Source organism: Nocardia sp. A7 (assembly GCF_046549215.1).
Lineage (GTDB): Bacteria > Actinomycetota > Actinomycetes > Mycobacteriales > Mycobacteriaceae > Nocardia.
The window spans coordinates 1,427,102-1,447,587 of the sequence record NZ_JAJPWE010000002.1 but is presented as its reverse complement, the minus strand read 5'-3'; the positions used below and the strand labels follow the sequence as shown (position 1 = coordinate 1,447,587).

Below are 20,486 nucleotides of genomic sequence, written 5' to 3'. Positions count from 1 at the left end.
AGTCATGCAATTGCTCCGTTTTCTCGCCGCGCTGTCGCCGTCCAGGATCGCGGCCGTCGTCGTCGCGGGTCTGATCTGCGGCGCCGCCAACACCTATCTGGTGACGCTGATCAACGCGGTCGTCTCGCCGCGCCCGCAACCGGACAACCTGCTACTCCGTTTCGGGGCGACGGGTCTGGTGATCCTCGTCAGCGGTGTGCTGTCGCAGGTGCTGCTGATCCGGCTTTCCCAGGACGCGATCTACCGGCTGCGCAGTGACCTGAGCTCCGGAATCGTCTCTGCCCCACTGGAACACCTCGAACGGCTCGGCATGCATCGCCTGATGGCGACGCTCACCGAGGACGTGCGTTCGCTGTCGCAGGCGGTCACCGCCATCCCGTCGATCTGCGTGGATGTGGCGACCATCGTCGGCTGCTTCGTGTTCCTCGCCGTGGTCTCGGGACCGATTTTCGCGGTCACGGTCGGCGGCACGCTGGTCGGTATCGCGTGTGTCGAACTGGTCCTCAAGCGGGTCCGCGGTATCTACCAGGAAGCCCGCGAGAACGAGGACGCGCTGTTGCGATCGTTCCAGGCCGTCACCCTCGGCATCAAGGAACTGAAGCTGCACCGTGGCCGTCGCCGCGACTTCATGGACCGGCACCTGCTCGGCTCGGCGGGCACGCTGCGCGATCAGAACACCGACGCGGGCTCGAAGTTCTCCTACGCCCAAGGCTTCGGCCAGGCGTTGCAACTGGGCACGATGGCGCTGATCCTGTTCGCCATCGCGGCCGCACTGGATCTGCCGCGCGAGACGATGGTCAGCTACGTGCTGGTCACCACCTTCCTCGCGATGCCGATGCAGAACTTCATGCACCGCATCCCCGATCTGCTGCGCGGTGATGTGGCGCTGGCCAAGATCCGGGCGATGAACCTGTCGATGACGACACTGCACGACGAGGAGTCGCTGCCTTACACGGACCGTCCAGCGGCAGGGGAGGCCAAGCTGGAACTGACGAACGTCAGCTACGTGTATCGCTCGGAGGCGCCGTCGCAGGTGCCGCCACCGCCGGGATCACACGGGCCCGGTGGGCCTCCGCCGCGTCCCGGGATGCCGCCGCGCGAGGCAAACGGCAGGCACCCCCATCCCGCGCACCCCGGTACCCATCCGGGTGGCGGGCCGGTGGATGTCAACGGCAAGAAATGGGTCGACCACGGTGGCGCCGATGTGCGTCCGCTGGCTCCGCCGCCCGGACTCGATGAATCCGACGACGCCGGCTTCCGGCTCGGACCGATCGACCTGGTTTTCGAACCCGGTCAGATCACGTTCATCGTCGGTGGCAACGGCAGCGGAAAGTCGACGCTGGCAAAGCTCATCACCGGTCTGTATGTGCCACGCTCGGGGTCGTTGTCGCTCAACGGGGAGAGGATCGACCACGACAACATCGAGTGGTACCGGCAGAATTCATCGGCGGTGTTCACCGATTTCCACCTGTTCGAGGACTACCTGGGCTTCGACCGCCCCGGTATCGACGCCGAAGTCCAGCGTTACCTCGACGAGTTGCAGATCGCGCACAAGGTGACCGTGCAGGACGGGCGGTTGTCGACCGTCGATCTGTCGCAAGGGCAGCGCAAGCGCCTGGCCCTGCTCACCGCTCTGCTCGAAGACCGTCAGATCTACGTCTTCGACGAATGGGCCGCCGATCAGGAACCACGCTTCCGCGACGTGTTCTACCACGAGATCCTCACCGATCTGAAGCGCCGTGGAAAGACGGTCATCGTGATCACCCACGACGACCGATACTTCGACTGCGCCGATCAGTTGGTGAAGCTCGACTTCGGTCTCGTCGCGGTGTAGTACCCGAGCGGTAATACATGAGCGCCGGTCCCTTTCGGGGCCGGCGTTTTCGTTGGACCTGCAGGTGCGGCCGGTGTCACCGGGCGGACGTCCTACGGCAGGTAGCGTGGGGCGAGGTCGACCGGTGCGGGGGGCAATCATGAGTGGGAGTACGACAACGATGGTCGAAGTGGGCAAGGGTTCCAAGACGGATCTGGTCGACGGGCTGTACACAGTGCGCCTGGATCTCGACAGCCCGGCCGGGGCGGTGGACGTAGCTGCCGTGCTGTTGACCGCCGATGGCAAGGTGCGCTCGGATGCCGACTTCGTGTTCTTCAACAACCCGGCGGCATCCGGTGTTCGGTTGGAGTCCGATGCTGTTGTCGCGGTCGATCTTTCGGCATTGCCCGCCGAGATCCATCGGGTGGTGATCACCGGAAGTACAGAGGCGCAGGGGATTCGGTTCGGTGCGGTCGCCGGGCTGCGGGTCGCCGTGGTCGGCGCGACTCAGTCGGTGACCTTCGTGCCACCGGGGCTGGCCTCCGAGACGGTGCTGCAAGCTGTGGCGCTGTATCGGCGGGGGAGCGGGTGGCGGCTCGACGCTATCGGTCAGGGGTACAGCGCTGGGCTGGCGGCCTTCGCGACCGATCACGGCATCGTTGTCGATGCCGTGGAGGAACCGGCCGACGAGCGTTCGGGTGTGGCCGAAGTGCCTGTGCCCCAGAGCGTTACGCCCACCGCTGCGTCGGTTGATCTTCGTAAAGTCGACGTCGTCCTGACCAAGGACTCTCCCGACCGCCGCGCCACCATCGACCTACGAAAGGGCGACCCCGGCTACGTCTTGACCGTCGGCCTCGAATGGGACGGGCGAGGTGCGAAATACGACAACAACGGCCGCTGCACCGAATACGGCACCGGCGACCTGGACGTCTACTTCTTCTGCCGCAACGAGATCACCGGCGACTACGTCGTCCTCAGCGGCGAGAAGGGCCACCAGGGCGACATCACGCAGTGGCCGTTCATCCACCACCAGGGCGACTCCCGCGGCCCCGGCGCGAACAACCAACCCGCCACCGAACAGGTCACCGTCCGCCCCACCGAAAACGGCGACCTCCTGCTCAACGTCTACCAATCCGTTGACAACGGTGCGGGCGCCATCGACAAGTTCGGCAACCCCAGAGTCCGCGTTCGCTACGGCCGTCCCGGCCCCGACGGCCTCCCCGACAAAGACGCCGACCAGATCACCGTCATCATCGGCAACGGCAAGAGTTCGTTCTGGGCCACCGTCGCCCATATCGACGTCCGCGACGGCATCCTCACCGTCGACGGCACCATCCACTACAGCCGGGCTTTCAGTGAACGCATGCCGGTGCTCGACACCAACGGCACCTGGGTCCGGTCCGCCAAGAACGGCCCCGTCGGCCGCAGCAAGAAGGCCAACGGCCTGGGTTTGAGCAGCTACGAAGGCCAGTGCCCAACTGCTCGCTGAGAGGTCGGAATCGGCGGGCGAATTTCGGGCTTGCACCTGACGTAAGGTCAGGTTCTACCGTCGATCACACCGGCGCACATGGCGTCGGTGGAAGTGAGATGAAACGGATGGACCAGCGCGGAACCGAGCGGGTGTGGAAGGTCGGAGAACTCGCGGCCGAGGCCGGACTGACAGTGCGGACGCTGCACCACTACGACCGCATCGGGTTGGTGCACCCCGCCGAGCGGACCGGCACCGGCCACCGGCTGTACACCGCGAGCGACGTCGAGCGGCTGTACCAGGTGCTGGCGCTGCGTCAGCTGGGCCTCGGTCTCGACCAGATCGCGGACCTGCTCGAGGGGGCCGTGCCGATGACACAGGTACTGGCCGCACATCGCGACTATCTGGCCGCTCAGTTGGCCGCGACCAGAGACCTTCATGCCCTGGTCGCGGCGCTGACCGCCACGGCCGAGAGCCGGTCGGACGCATCCACGGATCACTTCCTGGAACTGATCAGGAGGACTGTCATGGTCGACGACACCATCAAAGAATATTTCACCGAGGAGCAGTTGACGCAGCTCGCACTGCGCCGGGAGAAGCTCGGTGAACAGCACATTGCGCGAGCCGAAGCAGACTGGGCCGAGCTGATCCCGAAGGTCGACGCCGCGATCGCCGCGGGAACGGACCCGACCGCACCCGAGGCGCAGCGAATGGCGGCGCGGTGGATGGCGCTCTTGGACGAGTTCCATGGCGGTGACGAAGGCCTGCGCGACAGCATGTACCGGATGCAGGCCGAGGAGTCCGACCGCATCGAGAGCGAGTTCTGCGGACCGTCGCCCGCGCAGATCGAGTTCATCACAGCCGCGAACGCCGCTCGGGAGTAGCGGGTCACCGTCGCCGTCCGAACGACAGTGGCGGGAACCACCGCGTGGTGCGTGGGAGCGACACCCGCGCACCACGCGAAAGCCGTTGGCTATCTTCTGGTCTCGTACCGCACCGCCACCCCGAGACGAACGCCGGCCGACCCACGAGTTCACGGTTCCTGGCGCTCGCCGAGCAACTCCGCACGCCGATCGCGGACGGTGGCGCGCAGTGCCTCGACGACCGCGGCGACCTCGGGGCGGCGCAAGGTCTCCGGGCGGATGACGAGCCAGTAGGTGAGTTGGACGCGGACTTCGTCGGGGAGAACGCGGAGGAGGTCGGGGTGGCGGTCGGCCATGAAGGAGGGGAGTAGGCCGATGCCCGCGGCGGCGCGGGTTGCCTCGACGTGGACGAAGACATTGGTGGAGGAGACGGAGCGGTGCATGGCCGGGGCGAAAGCCGGCGCCAAGTCGAGGTCGTCGACCTGGAGGATGGATTCGATGAAGTAGACCAGCGGGTAGCGGGCCAGTTCGGCGATGGTGGTTGGGGTGCCGCGTTCGGCGAGGTAGTCGCGGGAGGCGTAGAGGCGCAGGCAGTAGTCGCCCAGTTCGATCGCTTCGGCGCGGTGGACCTGGGGTTTGCCGACAACCACTTCGATATCGAGGCCGGTTCGCTGGGTGGATGCTCGTCGGGTCGCGGCGATGATGTCGACGGCGAGGCGGGGGTGTCTGCGTTGCACGCGTGCGGCCGACGGTGCGGCCAGGTAGGCGCTGAAACCGTCGGTGGCCGAAATGCGCACCACGCCTTCGAGCGTGCGTTCGCCGGCGGCCGAACCCAGCGATCGGACAGCCGCTTCCACGGCTTCGGCAGCGGTCAATGCTTCGCGGCCCAGGTCAGTGAGCTCCCAGCCGCCGGTGACGCGGGTCAGCACCCGCCCGCCCATGGCGTGTTCGAGTGCCGCGATGCGCCGCGAGATCGTCGTGTGATTGATGCCCAATTCCTCGGCGGCGGTGACGTAGCGCCCGGACCGGCCGACGGCGAGCAGCACCAGCAAATCATCAGCGCTCGGCCTGCGCCCGGAAGTCGACGAAGAATGGCTCACGTGTGCAGTTTCGCAGATAGCTGCTGCGAAACTGGCCATTGTCACCGAAATATATCTGCACGAATACTCTCTTCACGGCTTGTGGGACGCATCACAGTTGCCTCGTGATGTGACCTGGAACATTGAAGGAGTAGTGCGATGAGCGTGCGTAGCGCGACCCGACCGACCGGCGACGACCCGGACGAAGCCCCCACCGGCCTACGGCGGGTGGTCGCCGCGTCGATGGCGGGCACCGTCGTCGAATGGTACGAATTCTTCCTCTACGGCACCGCCGCGACCCTGGTGTTCAGCAAGGTGTTCTTCTCCAAGGACACCAGCGACCTCGACGCGATCCTGGCCGCTTTCGTCACCTACGCAGTCGGTTTCGCGGCCCGACCGCTCGGCGGCATCGTCTTCGGCCACTTCGGCGACCGCTACGGCCGCAAGCAGTTGTTGCAGGTGAGCCTCGTGCTCGTCGGTGCGGCGACCTTCCTGATGGGCTGTCTGCCGACCTTCGCCCAGATCGGCTATTGGGCACCGGCGATGCTGGTGATGCTGCGCTTCATCCAGGGCTTCGCCGTCGGCGGCGAATGGGGTGGCGCGGTACTGCTGGTCGCCGAGCACAGCCCGAGTAGGAGTCGCGGTTTCTGGTCGAGCTGGCCGCAGGCCGGTGTGCCCGCGGGCAACCTGCTCGCCACTGTGGTGCTGCTGGTTCTCACGTCCACGCTGTCGGACGAGGCGTTCCTGAGTTGGGGCTGGCGCGTGGCGTTCTGGTTGTCGGCGGTGGTGGTGCTGGTCGGCTACTACGTGCGCACCAAGGTCACCGATGCCCCGATCTTCGTGGCCGCCCAGCAGTCGGCGGACCAGGCCGAGGTCACCTCGTTCAGCCCGTTCGAGGTCCTGCGCAAGTACCCGCGTGGTGTGTTCACCGCGATGGGTCTGCGGTTCGGCGAGAACATCATGTACTACCTGGTCGTCACGTTCTCGATCACCTACCTCAAGGTCCATGTGCATGCCGACACCACGACGATTCTGTGGTGGCTGCTCATCGCGCATGCCGTGCACATCGTGGTGATTCCGCTGGCGGGCAGGCTCGGTGACCGTGTCGGTCGCCGCCCGGTCTACCTGGCGGGTGCCGTCGCCGCGGCGACCTGGGGCTTCTTCGCCTTCCCGATGATGGACAGCGGCAACAGCGTGATCATCCTGTCCGCCATCATCATCGGGCTCGTGTTCCACGGGTTCATGTACGCCGGTCAGCCTGCGATCATGGCCGAGATGTTCCCGACCAGGATGCGGTACTCCGGTGTGTCGATGGGCTATCAGGTCACCTCGATCGTGGCGGGCTCGCTGGCGCCGATCATCGCGGTCAAACTGCTCGACGAATTCGGTTCGTCGGTTCCGATCGCCTGGTACCTGGCCTGTGCCGCGACCGTCACCGTGATCGCGGTGGTGTGCGCGAAGGAGACTCGCGGGATCGACCTGGAATCTGTCGATCTGGCTGACGCCTCCACCCCGAAAAGTGCTGGCGCATGAGCGATCTCACGGGACGTAAGGCGCTGGTCACCGGCGGAGCGAGCGGCATCGGCGCCGCATGCGCCCGCGAACTCGCCGCTCGCGGTGCCGAGGTCACCGTCGCCGATATCGACGGAGTCGGTGCGAAGGCCGTGGCACACGAGATCAACGGGCACGCGTGGATCGTCGATCTGCTCGACGTCGACGCCCTGGCCGAGTTGCGGCTCGAGATCGACATCCTGGTCAACAACGCGGGCGTGCAGAGCGTCAGTCCCATCGAGGATTTCGCACCGCACCGGTTTCGCATGATGCAGACGCTGATGGTGGAGTCACCGTTCCTGTTGACCCGGGCCGCGCTCCCACACATGTACGCGCAGGAATTCGGGCGGATCGTGAACATCTCCTCGGTGCACGGGATTCGCGCTTCGCAGTTCAAGGTCGCGTATGTGACCGCGAAACACGGGCTGGAAGGGCTGTCGAAAGTGACCGCGCTGGAGGGTGGACCGCATGGGGTCACCAGTAACTGTGTCAGCCCCGGCTATGTGCGAACACCGTTGGTGGACAAGCAGATCGCCGAGCAGGCGGCCGCGCACGGGATCCCGCAGCAGGAAGTTCTCGAGAAGGTGTTGCTCACCGAGAGTGCCGTCAAACGGTTGATCGAACCGGAAGAGGTGGGGGCACTGGTCGGTTGGCTCGTCTCCGACACCGCGGGCATGGTCACCGGTTCCTCCTATCTGATGGACGGAGGGTGGAGCGCCCGATGAACGCAGTGGTAGCGGCACCACAGTGGGTGCCGGACGGACACGACATCGACCGGGCTCGGATCACCGACTTCGCGCGATTCGTGAGCGGGCGGCATGCTGTCGCGGTGCCTGACTACCAGGCGTTGTGGCAGTGGTCGGTCGAGGATCCGAGCGGATTCTGGGGTTCGGTGTGGGACTACTTCGGACTCGGTGACCGACCAGGCGAGGTGTTGGCCGCCGCGGAAATGCCCGGGGCGCGATGGTTTCCCGAGGTTCGGCTGAACTATGTCGACCAAGTGATCCGCCGGGCCCGCTCGGATCGCCCCGCGATCGTGTCGGTGGACGAGAGCGGGTCGGTCACCGAGCTGGCGTGGGACGACATGCTGGATCAGGTGGCGGCTCTCGCGCAGACCTTGCGCGGGCTCGGTGTTCGGCACGGCGACCGGGTGGCCGGTTACCTGCCGAACATCCCGGAGGCCGTGATCGCCTTCCTCGCGACCGTGAGTGTCGGGGCGGTGTGGAGTGTGTGTGTGGCCAGGACTATTCGGCGAAGGCGGCGCTGGATCGGCTCGGACAGCTCGAGCCGGTGGTACTGGTGGCTTCCGCTGGTTACCGTTACGGCGGGAAAGAACACCACCGCTGCGACGAGATCGCGGAACTGCGCGCCGGTTTGCCCACGCTGGTGGCGACCGTTCTGGTGTCGGACGAGGCTGTTGCGGGCACGTTGAACTGGGCGGAAGTCACCGCTGACGGCGATCGCTCCACGATCTCGGCGGACGAGGTCGGTTTCGATCACCCGCTGTGGGTGCTGTACTCCTCGGGGACCACGGGCCTGCCGAAAGGCATCGTCCACGGCCACGGCGGTGTGCTTCTCGAACACCTGAAAGCTGTAGGGCTGCAGTCGGATATCGGTCCCGACGACACGTTTCTCTGGTACACCAGCCCCAGCTGGATGATGTGGAACTTCCAGGTCGCCGGTCTGCTGGTCGGCGCGACCATCGTCTGTTATGCGGGCAGCCCGAGCTATCCGGCACCGGATGCGCTGTGGGGCATCGCTTCCCGGGTGGGCGCAACCGTCCTCGGCACCAGTCCGGGCTATGTGCTGGCCTGCGCGAAGGCGGGTGCGGTGCCTAAACGGGAGCACGATCTGTCGGCCCTGCGTCTGGTCGGCGTCACCGGGTCAGCGCTCCCACCGTCTTCGTCGATCTGGTTGCGCGACAACGTCGGTGCGCACATCCCGGTCGCGGCGATCAGCGGCGGCACCGACGTGGTCTCGGCCTTCGCGGGCGGCGCCCGAACGGTCCCCGTCTGGCCCGGCGAACTGTCCGCCCCCTACCTGGGCGTATCCCTCGAAGCCTGGGACGAACAAGGCAGCCCGGTCCACGGCGAGGTCGGCGAGCTCGTCATCACCCGACCCATGCCGTCCATGCCCGTCGGCTTCTGGAACGACCCCGACGGAACCCGTTACCGCGCAGCCTATTTCGACACCTACCCCGGCGTCTGGCGCCACGGCGACTGGATCACCCGCACCGACCACGGCAGCGTCATCGTCCATGGCCGCTCCGACTCCACCCTCAACCGCCACGGCATCCGCATGGGCAGCGCCGACATCTACCAAGCGGTAGAGCAACTCCCAGAAATCGCCGACGCTCTGGTGATCGGCGCCGAACAACCCGACGGCGGATACTGGATGCCGCTGTTCGTCGTCCTCGTTGAGGGCAGCACGCTCACCGACGACTTGACCGCCCGAATCCGAACAGCGATCCGCACGCGAACCTCTCCCCGTCACGTCCCTGACGACATCATCACCGCCCCTGGCATTCCCCGGACCCGCACCGGCAAGAAGCTCGAAGTCCCCATCAAAAGGCTCCTCCAAGGCGCCGACCTCACGACTGTCGTTGACCCCAGCGCCGTCGACATCCCGAGCTTGCTCGCGTGGTTTGCCGAGTTCGCCGAGTTGTCAGCGGAAGGCGGGTCGGCTTCAGGGGAGTGAATGGACCGTATGAACGGTGCCGACCCGCCCGCAACCCATTCGTTGACGCCACCGCCTTGGATGGGGTCAGTGGAAGAGGGCGGTGAGGTCGATGGTGGCGGCCATGGCTGCGGCACCCGCGTCGTTGAGGTGCATGCCGTCGCCGCTGTCGAATTCGGGGCGAATGTAGTCGGGGCGGTGGGGGTCGGCGACGGCGAGGTCGACGTCGAAGATCGAGTCGAAAAGGTCGGTGGTGCGCAGCCATTCGTTGACAGCGTGGCGGGTCGGCTGCGTTTCCAGTAGGGGCAGGCCGGGGAAGACGCAGCCGGCGTAGGGACCGATGGTGGCGGCGTGGATGCGTAGGCCGGCGGCGTGGGCGCGGTCGGCGAGGTCGGTGAAGCCCGCGATCAGTTCTTCGGTGGTGGCGGAGGGCTGGCCGCCCATCGCTCCGAGAATGAGGTCGTTGATGCCGAAATTGAGCAGGATGTCGGTGACGCCGGGGACCCGCAGCGCGTCGGAATCGAAACGGCGCACACCTGATTCGCCGATCTCCTCGGCGGTGAGCCGGTTACCCGCGATGCCGTTGTTGACCACCCAGCCCTGGCTGAGGCGGGCATTGAGAACGTCGACCGAGCGGCGATTGGCGCTGAGTGTGGTGCCGACACCTTCGAACCAGGAATCTCCGAAGGCCACCGCGATCGGAGGTTGTTCGGACACCAGCACGTCGACCCCGGTGATGAAGAACCGGAGCGGAACCTCCTGCGCACCAGGCAGTTCTACCTCCGAAGTGCGGTCACCGGCGACGATGTAGGCGATCTCGCCGGGTTGGTGGGAGTAGGTGGCGAGGCCGGTCGGCTCCGGCAGGTAGAGGCTGAGCAGGAGATCTTCGCCTGCGGCGACCGGCAGTTCGATCGTATCGCTCACCAATTCCGCACCCGCGTCGATGGTGACCATCGCCGCGCCGCCGAACGTGACCTCCCGATCCTCGGCGATCGCCGAACCGGCTTTGCGTCCAGCGATACGCGCGGCGCCGATTCGTAGCGGTGCGGCACCGTAACGGTTGGTCAACCGGACGCGCACCGCGTCGCCGCCACCTGCCATGCGCAGGACGTGGCGCACGGTCTCGTCACTGAACTCCCGTGATTGCGCGAGCTTGATCTGCTCGTTCGGGTCGATGACACCGGTCCGGAAGCCCGCTACCCACGTGTTCTGCATGATCTCTCCAGTATTTGCTGTGCGGAATAATGCGTAAGCATAGTTCTACGGGAAGGTATTCCGCGTGTCAACTATCCGCATGGCAACCATGGGCTAAGCTGGTGTTATGTCCGAACTGTTCGACGACCCCCGCTTCACCATCTCCGGCCTGCTCTTCGAGGCGCACAGCGGCCTGGTCGCCAAGCTGGAGCCGACCTGGAAAGCGCATGGACTCTCCGGCCTCGACCTCAACGCCCTACTGAGACTGAGCCGCTCCGCGGACCGCCGCCTCCGGATGTCGGACCTCGCCGCACAGACCGAGCTCTCCACGAGCGGTGTCACCCGCCTGGTCGACCGGCTCGCCACCGCGGGCCTGCTCGAACGGCAATTCGACCCGACCGACCGCCGCAGCGCCTACGCGGCCCTGACCGATGCGGGCGTCCGCCGCCTGGAAGAGGTCCTCCCCGATTACCTTGCCGCCCTGGAACAATGGCTCACCGGCCTGCTCACCCCCGCACAACTCGACGGCTTGATCACCGGCCTACGCGTCATCCGCGACGCCACGAACCCCGCGGCGACCGCCTTGGCCGATCGATCCTGAGGAGTCCCCGCGACCTCGTCCGGTGAAATGGGATGGGCTCCGACGAAAAGCCGAAGCCATCCCATCGACGGGTTCGCGCTAGCCGCCGAAGCTGTCGGCGACCATCTGCTCGGTCAATCCGTAGTCGGCTAGGGAGTAGTGGTGGGTGGGTTTGCGTGCGCCGGTGCGGCTTTCGTTGTCGAGGTTCGTGATCGCGGTGCGGGCTTCGGGGGTGAGGTCGGTGCCGATGCGGGTGTAGATGTTGTCGACCACGCCCGTGGGGTCGGTGCGGAGGTCGTCGAAGTCGACGTCGATGAAGGTGGCTTCGGGGTGTCGGGTGCGGGCGGCGGTGAACGCCGAGAGGCCGCGCGACCAGAGATCGAGTTGGGTGCGGCCGATGGTTTCGCCCGTGAAGGTGGTGGACCAGCCTCGGGTGGCGTGTTCGTTGAGGCTGCAGACCGAGGGGATGATGGTGGCGGGGTCGCGGTGGGTTTGGATGACGATGGCGTCGGGGTAGGTCGCCAGGAGGGCATCGAGGCAGAACAGGTGGCTGGGGTTCTTGAGGACCCAGCGGCGGGTGTCGTTCATACCGATCAGCTGCAGGTTGCGGCGGTGCCGCGCATAGGCGGGTTTCCAGTCCTGACCGGCGAGCCATTGCGAGTAGCCCGGCACGTACGCCAGGCATTCGTAGGAGTGGGACATGCCCGACTGGCGCAGTAGCTGCCAGCATTCCTCCACGTCGGAGGCGCTCATGTAGTGCAGGCCCATGAATTCGGGATTCTGCACCTGATGCTGCCGCAGACCCGCGTCGATCTGCTGATAGGCGGGATTGTCGCCCCAGGTGTCACGCGGAGGGCGGGGCTGCGGGAAGTCGGTCAGCCACATCTCCAGTCCCTGGTTGGCGGGATCGGCAGCCAGCAATCGGTGCAGCGCGGTGGTACCGGTGCGGGGCAGCCCGGTGACGAAAATTGGCTGGGTGACCGGTGTTTCGGCGTAGCCGGGGTTCGCCGCCCACGCGGCTTCACTCAGCGCACGGGCGATGAGCGTGCCGCGCAGGAAGAATCGCGACATCTTGGAACCCAGCTCGGTGAGCCCGGCCTCGTCGCGGTAGGAGTCGAGCAGTACCTGCAGCGCCTCGGTGTAGTCGTCGGTCCCGAAATCGGTGAGACCGGTGAGTTTGGTGGCTGAGGCGTGCAGGTCGGCCACGGTGCCGACATCGGTGCGCACAGTCATCAGAAAAGCTCCTAGTTGTGGTATTCGCCGCAGTTGACGTCGAGGGTCTGGCCGGTAATCGCCGACGACCAGTCGGACGCGAGAAACACCACGGCACGGGCGATTTCGTCGGGTTCGGGCAACCGCTTCAGATCGGATTTCGACGCGGTCTGCTCGTAGACCTGCTCGACGGTGATGCCGTACTTCTCGGCGACCTGACCGAAGTACCACTTCAGCTGGTCGGTCCAGATGTAGCCGGGCAGCACACTGTTGACCCGCACGCCGTTGCCGCCGAGTTCGGTGGCCAGGGTCTGCGACATGGCGAGCAGCGCCGCCTTGGTGAGTTTGTAACTGCCGTACCGGGGTTCGGAATGGCGCACGACCATCGAATTGATCATCACCACAGCGCCTTTCGCTTCGGCGAGGGCGGGCGCGAACGCCTGCGTCATCCGCAGACCGCCGAGCACCGTCATATCGAGGCTCGACCGGATGTGGTCGAAATCGGTGCGATCGAGGGGCTTCATCGACGGCACCGAGAACGCGTTGTTCACGAGTGCGTCGACCCGGCCGAATGTTTCGACCGTGCGCGCCACGAGATTGCGCACCGCGGCCTCGTCGGTGATGTCGGTGGGCACGCTCAGCGTGGCGCCCCCCGCTGCCTCGATTTCGGCAGCCACCTCGAGCAATCGCGATTCGGTGCGCGCCGCGAGCACGACTGTCGCGCCTGCCGCCGCCGCTTCCAGACAGATCGACCGGCCCAAACCCGGCCCGACCCCGGAGACGACGACGACCTTGCCATCCAACAGTGCCCCGCTCATCCGAGCATCCTCTCCGCGAAGGCCCGCTGCCGGGCCGAGATCCGGTCGCGCCAACCAGCGGCGTCTATCCGGTTGTGTTCGAAATTTGGAAGATGTTGTGCGACTTCGTCGATCGGCACGACGACGACCGTCGGGCCGTCGTCCTCGGTCATCGGCCGGTCGGTGCGCTGCCACCGGAACTGCATGATGCCGTGCGTGCGGCCGGTGGTCTCGATCCAGTTCTCGATGCCCGGGTCCTGCTTGCTCACCACCATCCGGATCATTCCGTCCGAATCCGCCTGCGCTTGAGTGTGATTGAGGCTGGTCTGGTGGTTGACGTAGTCCAGGGAGATGTACCAGAGGCTGCCCAGCTGGAAACCCTGATACGGCGCATCCGACTTCGGGACGGTGATCACCAGCGCCTGATCGTCGGCGAGATCGAAATGTCCGACCGAGGAGTACTGGGTGCTCAGTCCGCCGGGGGTGAGCCGGGGTGCGGTGAGAGTGTTCACCGGCAGGTCGAGGTAGAACCACTTCGGGAAGTTGAACCAGGTGTGCACGCGCGTGAGCAGCATCTTCGCTGCCGCGCCGTACCGCTTACGGAGCCGGGCCAGATCCGGTTCGACCGGTGCGGTGCCGATGGTGTCGACCCGCTCGATCCGGATCGAGCCCTTGCGTTCGGTCCAGTCGCTGTAGACCTCGCGTACGGCCAGCATGGACGCGCCTTCCCCGAGCGGGAAGTAGTCCGGGCCCGCATCGGCTTTCGCAGGCCCGAAGCGGAGCGAGAAACTGCCGTCGGCGGCGATCGGAATACGGCGGTCGTCGAACGCGTCGGCACCACCGGGCACATCCGTCGCGGTGTAATCACCCTTGAGCACTTGGAAACTCAGGTCGACGGTGCTGCCACGCACACCGCTCACCACGTACTCGGCTGTCGGCTCGATGTTCGCGTGGTAGTAGAGGGTGTCCGGGTTGTCGAGGCCCATCTTGGCGTAAGGACCGGTCGAGGACACGAAGTAAGGATGCGAAGTGCCGTGCGCACCTGAAAGGCGAAGGCACGCTGCGATACTCGCGGCGAGATAGTCGTAACCCTCGGCGAGGTCCTGATCACCGCGGACGAATTCCGCGCCCGCGATGAGTTTTTCGGCCTGGGCCACGGCGGCCAGAAATGGTGCGGTCAGCGGCTCCGGTGGCGCGCTGCTGCCGGTTTCGGTGGCGGTACTGGAGTGGGTCAACGGTTTGCGATTCCTAGCTCTCGAAGGATATGGGCGGCGATGTCGACAGGGGAGCCGAGATCGGGGGTGATGACCAGATCGGCGTGCTCGGGTCGTTCGTACGGGGAGCCGATCCCCGTGAAGCCGGGCAGTTCGCCCGCGCGGGCTTTCGCATAGAGGCCCTTGGGGTCGCGGCTTTCGCACACCGAGAGCGGGGTGTCTATGAAGACTTCGTGGAATGGAAGGTCACGGTCGGCGTGGGTGGTTCGGGCGTTGGCCCGTTGCGTGGCGAACGGGCTGATCACCGACACGATGGCCACCGCGCCCGAATCGGCGAACAGCGCGGCGACTTCGGCGACCCGGCGGACATTCTCGTCCCGATCGGTGGGGGAGAAGCCGAGCCCGGCGTTGAGACCGTGGCGCAGATTGTCGCCGTCGAGCAGGTACGCGGGACGCCCGGCGGCGACCAACTGCCGCTCCAGCTCGACGGCCAGGGTGGACTTCCCGGATGCGGAGAGGCCGGTCAGCCAGAGGGTCGCGCCCGCATGCCCGCGTTCGGCGCGGGTCACCGCCGAGCGATGCCAGACCAGGGACTGCGCAACGCGAGCACGTTCGTCGTGGTCGAGGCCGGATTCCCGACCGGTCACCATCCCCGCGGCGACGGTCTGATCGGTGACCGGATCGATCAGGATGAAACTGCCCGTGCGGCGATTCTCCCGATACGAATCCGACAGCAGTGGCTGGCGGCTGCGCAATCGAATACGCGCGATGTCGTTGAGCGACAACGTGGTTGTGTCATCGACCCGGTGCAGGGTGTTCACATCGAGGCGGTAGTCGATGGCGGTGACCTCAGCGGGGGAGGTCTGAGCGGCGGTGCGCACCAGGTACTGCGCGCCTTCGCGCAACTGTGAACTCTCCGAGAACCAGCACACCATCGCGTCGAGCTCGGTGCCGATATGTGGACGATTGCCCGGCCGCGCGAGCAGGTCGCCGCGGCCGACATCGATGTCGTCGTCCAGGGTCAGTGAGACGGCCATGCCGGTGAACGCCTCGTCGACCTTCGTGCCGCCCGGCCCCCAGATCTCCTTGACGTGTGAGGACCGCCCGGCGGGCAGCACCACCACCTCGTCGCCGGGTTTGAAGATGCCGCCCGCGACGGTGCCGGCGTAGCTGCGATGGTCGAGCCCCTGCTGCGCCCGGATGACGTACTGGATCGGCAGCCGGGCATCGATGAGATTGCGGTCGGAGGCGATGTGCACGTCCTCGAGGTGGCGCAGCAACGGCGGCCCTGGATACCAGTCCATGTGCTGCGAGCCGTCGACCACGTTGTCGCCGAGCAGCGCCGAAACGGGCACGAAGCTCAGATCGCCCACTGTCAGTTTGGCGGCGAACGCGGCGAACTCGGTGCGGATCTCCTCGAAACGCTCCTGCGACCAGTCGACCAGGTCCATCTTGTTGACGCACACCACCAGGTGCGGCACGCCGAGCAGCGTCGCGAGGAACGCGTGCCTGCGGGTCTGCTCGGAAACACCGGTTCGCGCGTCGACGAGGATCAGCGCGAGGTCCGCGGTGGACGCGCCGGTCACCATATTGCGGGTGTACTGCACGTGCCCCGGGGTGTCGGCGATGATGAATTTGCGGCGCGGGGTCGTGACATAGCGGTATGCGACGTCGATGGTGATGCCCTGCTCGCGTTCGGCGCGCAGACCATCGGTGACCAGCGCGAGATCGGCTGCGGCGCCGCCACGTTCGGTACTGACTCGTTCGATGGCGGCGAGTTGATCGTCGAACAGGGACTTGGAGTCGTAGAGCAGTCGGCCGATGAGGGTGGACTTGCCGTCGTCGACGCTGCCCGCGGTCGCCAGTCGTAACAGATTGCGGCGCATCAGAAATAGCCCTCTCGCTTGCGGTCTTCCATGCCGGTCTCGGAGATCCGGTCGTCGGCACGGGTGGCGCCGCGTTCGGTGAGTCGGGTCGCGGCGGTCTCGGCGATCACCTTCGCCGGGGTGTCGGCGGTGCTTTCGACGCAGCCGGTGCAGGTGGCGTCACCGACCGTGCGGAAACGGACGGTCGCTTCGAAGGTGCGTTCACCCGGCGCCGGTGTGATGAAACGTGTCGCCGACAACAGCATTCCGTCGCGTTCGATGACCTGACGTCGGTGCGCGTAGTACAGCGACGGCAATTCGACGGCCTCGCGGTCGATGTACTCCCAGATGTCGAGCTCGGTCCAGTTCGACAGCGGGAACACCCGGATGTGTTCGCCGGGCTGATGGCGGCCGTTGTAAAGGTTCCAGACCTCGGGCCGCTGCGCTCGCGGGTCCCATTCACCGAAACTGTTGCGGAAGCTGAAGACTCGCTCCTTGGCGCGAGCCTTCTCCTCGTCGCGGCGCGCGCCGCCGAACGCGGCGTCGAACCGGTGTTCGCCGATCGCGCGCAGCAAGGTGGTGGTCTGCAACGGGTTGCGGGTACCGCCGGGGCGTTCTACCGCGCGGCCCGCGTCGATGTCGTCCTGGACCAGGGCGATCTCGAGGCGGGCGCCGGTGCGTTCGGCGGTGCGGTCACGGAACTCGATCACCTCGTCGAAATTGTGGCCGGTGTCCACGTGCAGCAACGGAAACGGCAGCGGCGCGGGCCAGAACGCGCGGCGCGCCAGATGCAACAGCACGGCGGAATCCTTACCGCCGGAGAAGAGCAAAGCCGGTCGCGCGAGGGTTGCCGCGACCTCCCGAAAGATGTGCACCGACTCGGCCTCCAAGGCCGCCAGATGCGATAACTCGTACCCCGCCTGCACTGTTCACCCACTTCGTGTTCGCGCGGTTCGCCGGAATTTCCCCGGCGGGTTGCGATGTCGAATATTCGACGCTATTGTTCGGTATTGTGACACCGACGATAAGCCGGGCCGAGCATGCCGGTCAAGAGGTGAGCCCGGATTCGATGGGCGAGGCCGATGTTGTCGGCGCCGCGTCGCCGCCGACGCAGCGCGTGGTGAAGGTGCTCGAGCTGCTGTCACGGCGGGCGACCGAAAGACTGTCGCTTGCCCGCATCGTGCGGGAAGCCGGGCTCTCTCGCGCCACCGCACACGCTGTGCTCACCCAGCTCACCGCCGATGGCTGGGCGGTGCGCGACGACGACGGCTGCTACGGCATCGGGCTACGGCTACTGACGGTGGCCAGGCGTGCCGAAGCCGCGTTTCCGCTGCGCCGCACCGCTGTGCCGCATCTGCGAGCGCTGTCGGAGCAGGCCGGTGTGCCGGTGTTTCTCGCCGAACGCGCCGGGGACAGCATCGTGGTCACCGAGGTCGTCGGGCAACCGTCGGCCGGCTGGATTCGCCCTGGCAGGCGCCTGCCGCTCGCGCCGCCCGTCTGCCGTGAATTTGTCGCCTGGGCAACCGAATCGGTCCAGCGGGCCTGGCTCGCCAGGGCCGATCCGGCCCACCGCGACCGCCTCGCCCACGTGCTCGCCGAGATCCGCACCCGCGGCTACTCCGTCGAGCGCCTCGTCGACGATTCGACACCGATGCTGGAAGTGCTCGCGGGCCTGCGTGATTCACCGATCACGGCTGCCCTGCGCGCCCAACTCGGCTCGGTCATCACCGAATTGATCACCATCGACTACCTCCCCGACGAACTCGGTCCCGAGAACGCGGTCGTCACCCTCTCCGCCCCCATCCGCGATCGCGACGGCGCTGTGGTGGCCGCGGTTGTCAGCTGCCCTGACACCCGGCTGTCCGCCAGGGCACTGAGCGAATTGGGTGCGGCGACGGTGGTGGCCGCGGACCTGGTCACCGCGGGTGCGTCGGCCGGGGTCTGAGTCGGATCCTGCGTGCCACCGCGGCTGCTCTCGCCCGATCGGCGCCCGGTTGTCTCGGCGTGTACCGAACAGGTCGCGTCCGCCAGGTCTCGAGTTCTCGGCAGGGGCAATTCGCCGTTACGCTGAAGGGTGGATCTGATCGAATGCGGCCTGCTCGGCGGTCGCAGCGTCAGAGGGCGAGGAAGGAATTCGGACGTGGCAAACGACAGTGATCGGTGGTGGGAGGCGCCCGGAATGTCAGGCCCCACCCCTGACCCCGCCCAACCTCCCGCCGACCCCACCCTTCTACGGTCGCCGACCAACCCGCCCGAGCAGCCCGCCGCCCGACCGCAAGACGGCGCGCAACAGTCCGCCGACTCCCCGTTGTTGGCGAAACAGTCTGGCAGCGGCCAACATCCGGTCGCGCCGCCCACCGTCTTCGCCCATCCAGGGACCGGGCAACAGCCATCGTGGCAACAGCCCGGAACGGGACAGCCGGGCAGCGGACAGTATCCGGTTGCGCCGCCGACCATGGTCGGGCAGCCGTGGACCGGGCAGCAACCGTACGGACAGCCTGGGCCCGGGCAGCAGCCTTACGGACAGCCGGGGACCGGACAGCAGCCTTTCGGTCAGCAACCAGGGATGGATCCCTACGCGCCGCAACCGGGCAGCGCGCAACCCTATACGTCCCAACCGGGGACCGGCCAACAGTCGTACGGTCAGCAGTTCGGCTCGGGCCAGCAACCATTCGCCCAGCCGGGGTACGGTCAGCAGCCCTACGGCTATGCTCCTGCGCCGCAACCATTTTCGACACCTCCACGTCGTAAGGGTGGATCGGGTGCGATCATCGCGGTGATCGCTGTGGTCGTGGTGCTGGTGATCGGGGTGGTCGTGGCTGTCGCGTTTGCCGTCGGTTCGTCCGATGAAACCTCCACGGCGGCAGCCACAACCACGACGAAGACGGGCCCGCTGACCGGCACCAGCACCGCACCACTGGCGCCCGGATCCAAAGGCGTGCTAATCCCGGCCTATCGCGTCGCTTACGACGTTCCGTCCGCGTGGACGATCCATGCCGACTCCGACCCGATGTCGTTCAGCACCGATGCCGGCACCGTCAACGGCCGCGGCCAGGCGACCGAGGGCGCCGATTACTGCCCGGGCTCGGTCTATCGCGCCATGGCCGCTGTCACCTCGACCACCGAAACCGATCTCGCCGCCGCGGCCACATCGGTCGCGAAAATTTCTGCGGCCGGCGGATATTCGGACCCCACCGGTGGAAAACTGAGCTACCCGACGACGCTGAAGACCCAGAGCGGAGTCAGCGGCCAGTTCGTGGAAACCTCCGGGTTGTGGACCCCGACGGTCCCGGGCTGCACGGCGAACGCCTACTCCGTCTACACCTTCGGCTTCCGCAACGCCGCCAACACCGTCCTCGTCCTGACCATCCTCGTCGACCGCGGTACCACCGGCGAACTCAGCGCCGAGCAGGCCAAGAAGATGATCAACGGCCTGCGCCTGGTCTAACGGCGCCGACATCACCGCCGTCGCTGTTCGTAGACTCGACTCATGACGGCAGCCGCATCGAATTCCGCCGAGCTCCCGGCGAGTCTGGTGGAGATGACCGCTGAACACGTGCGCGCGCAGGTGCTCAGCGGTGCGTTGGCGCCGGGGGAGCGGGTCGGCGAGGAAGCGCTGTGCGCGCGGCTCGGGATCAGTCGCGCGCCGGTGCGTGAAGCGTTGCGCCGCTTGGCCGAACAGGGGCTCGTGGAACACCTGCCACGGCGCGGTTACCGCGTCGTGGTGTGGTCGCCGGACGACATCGTGCAGCTGTTCGACGTTCGGCGGGCCCTGGAGCGACACGCGGTGACCGCCGCGCTTCCGAGCCCGAAGCTACGACTGGGCCGGGTGCGCACCGCGCTCACGGAGCTGACCGCGGCGGACCGGCGCAAGGACTGGGTCGCCCGCGACGACGCACACCGCCGCTTCCACGTCGAAATCGTCGCATTGGCGGGCAATCGGCAGCTGGACCTGGTGTACGAGCAGGTCCTGGTGAAACTACAACTGGCCATGGCCCGCAATCTGCGCGAGGAAACCGAGGCGGGTGCCCGTCGCGAGGGCGTGCGCCGCCATGGCGAACTGCTCGCGGCACTGGAGACCAACGATCCGGTCCAGGCGGAGGCCGCGCTACGCAGGCACGGCGAGCAAACATACCTGAAACTCGGTATCTGCTAACACATCCGACACAGGCCG

General features: G+C 66.5%; 17 protein-coding genes and 1 pseudogene. 11 read left to right on the top strand and 7 right to left on the bottom strand.

The window, feature by feature from the left end:
• The first annotated feature begins 4 nt into the window (after positions 1–4).
• From ACLJPD_RS17935 to ACLJPD_RS17925, 3 genes are all read left to right on the top strand, one after another.
• Positions 5–1,834, top strand: coding sequence for an ATP-binding cassette domain-containing protein (locus ACLJPD_RS17935; protein WP_410873342.1), 1,830 nt, complete (start codon positions 5–7; stop codon positions 1,832–1,834).
• A 139-nt stretch (positions 1,835–1,973) separates the two neighbouring features.
• Positions 1,974–3,302: a TerD family protein gene (locus ACLJPD_RS17930; RefSeq protein WP_410873341.1), complete on the top strand. Its 1,329-nt coding sequence runs from the start codon at positions 1,974–1,976 to the stop codon at positions 3,300–3,302.
• A gap of 107 nt (positions 3,303–3,409) precedes the next feature.
• Entirely contained in the window at positions 3,410–4,165 is a 756-nt protein-coding gene (locus ACLJPD_RS17925) for a MerR family transcriptional regulator (RefSeq protein ID WP_410873339.1), read from the top strand.
• 149 nt (positions 4,166–4,314) lie between these two features.
• Here the strand turns inward: ACLJPD_RS17925 and ACLJPD_RS17920 are convergent, their stop codons facing one another.
• Positions 4,315–5,283: a LysR family transcriptional regulator gene (locus ACLJPD_RS17920; RefSeq protein WP_410873337.1), complete on the bottom strand. Its 969-nt coding sequence runs from the start codon at positions 5,281–5,283 to the stop codon at positions 4,315–4,317.
• Positions 5,284–5,382: 99 nt separating this feature from the next.
• On the opposite strand from ACLJPD_RS17920, the gene ACLJPD_RS17915 reads away from it, so the two are divergent.
• The 4 genes and pseudogenes from ACLJPD_RS17915 to ACLJPD_RS17900 all read left to right on the top strand — a co-directional run bounded on the left by ACLJPD_RS17915 (position 5,383) and on the right by ACLJPD_RS17900 (position 9,471).
• Positions 5,383–6,756, top strand: a complete 1,374-nt coding sequence (locus tag ACLJPD_RS17915) for an MFS transporter (RefSeq protein ID WP_410873336.1) — start codon at positions 5,383–5,385, stop codon at positions 6,754–6,756.
• Entirely contained in the window at positions 6,753–7,499 is a 747-nt protein-coding gene (locus ACLJPD_RS17910) for a 3-hydroxybutyrate dehydrogenase (protein WP_410873334.1), read from the top strand. Before ACLJPD_RS17915 ends, ACLJPD_RS17910 begins: the two co-directional genes overlap by 4 nt.
• Positions 7,496–8,005 (top strand): annotated as a pseudogene (locus ACLJPD_RS17905) (AMP-binding protein); the annotation flags it as partial. The gene ACLJPD_RS17910 and the pseudogene ACLJPD_RS17905, both read left to right, overlap by 4 nt.
• Positions 7,996–9,471, top strand: a complete 1,476-nt coding sequence (locus tag ACLJPD_RS17900) for an acetoacetate--CoA ligase (protein ID WP_410873332.1) — start codon at positions 7,996–7,998, stop codon at positions 9,469–9,471. The pseudogene ACLJPD_RS17905 and the gene ACLJPD_RS17900, both read left to right, overlap by 10 nt.
• Before the next feature lie 66 nt (positions 9,472–9,537).
• On the opposite strand, the gene ACLJPD_RS17895 is transcribed toward ACLJPD_RS17900, so the two are convergent.
• On the bottom strand, positions 9,538–10,665 hold the full coding sequence (locus ACLJPD_RS17895; RefSeq protein WP_410873330.1) for a GDSL-type esterase/lipase family protein: 1,128 nt from the start codon (positions 10,663–10,665) through the stop codon (positions 9,538–9,540).
• A gap of 106 nt (positions 10,666–10,771) precedes the next feature.
• Between ACLJPD_RS17895 and ACLJPD_RS17890 the strand changes: the two genes are divergently transcribed.
• Positions 10,772–11,245, top strand: a complete 474-nt coding sequence (locus ACLJPD_RS17890; RefSeq protein WP_410873328.1) for a MarR family winged helix-turn-helix transcriptional regulator — start codon at positions 10,772–10,774, stop codon at positions 11,243–11,245.
• A 78-nt stretch (positions 11,246–11,323) separates the two neighbouring features.
• Here the strand turns inward: ACLJPD_RS17890 and ACLJPD_RS17885 are convergent, their stop codons facing one another.
• From ACLJPD_RS17885 to cysD, 5 genes are read right to left on the bottom strand one after another with little or no spacing between them, the layout of a single operon-like run.
• Positions 11,324–12,457: a sulfotransferase family protein gene (locus ACLJPD_RS17885; RefSeq protein WP_410873326.1), complete on the bottom strand. Its 1,134-nt coding sequence runs from the start codon at positions 12,455–12,457 to the stop codon at positions 11,324–11,326.
• 11 nt (positions 12,458–12,468) lie between these two features.
• Positions 12,469–13,254 carry an SDR family oxidoreductase gene (locus tag ACLJPD_RS17880; protein ID WP_410873324.1) on the bottom strand — a complete coding sequence of 262 codons (786 nt, stop codon included), beginning with the start codon at positions 13,252–13,254 and terminating at the stop codon, positions 12,469–12,471.
• Positions 13,251–14,468: a hypothetical protein gene (locus ACLJPD_RS17875; RefSeq protein ID WP_410873322.1), complete on the bottom strand. Its 1,218-nt coding sequence runs from the start codon at positions 14,466–14,468 to the stop codon at positions 13,251–13,253. Before ACLJPD_RS17875 ends, ACLJPD_RS17880 begins: the two co-directional genes overlap by 4 nt.
• Positions 14,465–16,333, bottom strand: a complete 1,869-nt coding sequence (cysC, locus tag ACLJPD_RS17870) for an adenylyl-sulfate kinase (protein ID WP_410873321.1) — start codon at positions 16,331–16,333, stop codon at positions 14,465–14,467. The genes ACLJPD_RS17875 and cysC overlap by 4 nt, the downstream gene beginning before the upstream one ends.
• Positions 16,333–17,238 (bottom strand): sulfate adenylyltransferase subunit CysD, encoded by a 906-nt coding sequence (cysD, locus tag ACLJPD_RS17865; protein WP_410873320.1) that lies wholly within the window; start codon positions 17,236–17,238, stop codon positions 16,333–16,335. The genes cysC and cysD overlap by 1 nt, the downstream gene beginning before the upstream one ends.
• Positions 17,239–17,324: 86 nt before the next feature.
• On the opposite strand from cysD, the gene ACLJPD_RS17860 reads away from it, so the two are divergent.
• The 3 genes from ACLJPD_RS17860 (at position 17,325) to ACLJPD_RS17850 (ending at position 20,468) form a co-directional block, all read left to right on the top strand.
• Positions 17,325–18,257, top strand: a complete 933-nt coding sequence (locus ACLJPD_RS17860; RefSeq protein WP_410873319.1) for an IclR family transcriptional regulator — start codon at positions 17,325–17,327, stop codon at positions 18,255–18,257.
• 195 nt (positions 18,258–18,452) lie between these two features.
• Entirely contained in the window at positions 18,453–19,760 is a 1,308-nt protein-coding gene (locus ACLJPD_RS17855; protein WP_410873318.1) for a hypothetical protein, read from the top strand.
• Positions 19,761–19,802: 42 nt separating this feature from the next.
• Positions 19,803–20,468: a GntR family transcriptional regulator gene (locus ACLJPD_RS17850; RefSeq protein WP_410873317.1), complete on the top strand. Its 666-nt coding sequence runs from the start codon at positions 19,803–19,805 to the stop codon at positions 20,466–20,468.
• The last annotated feature ends 18 nt before the right edge of the window (positions 20,469–20,486 follow it).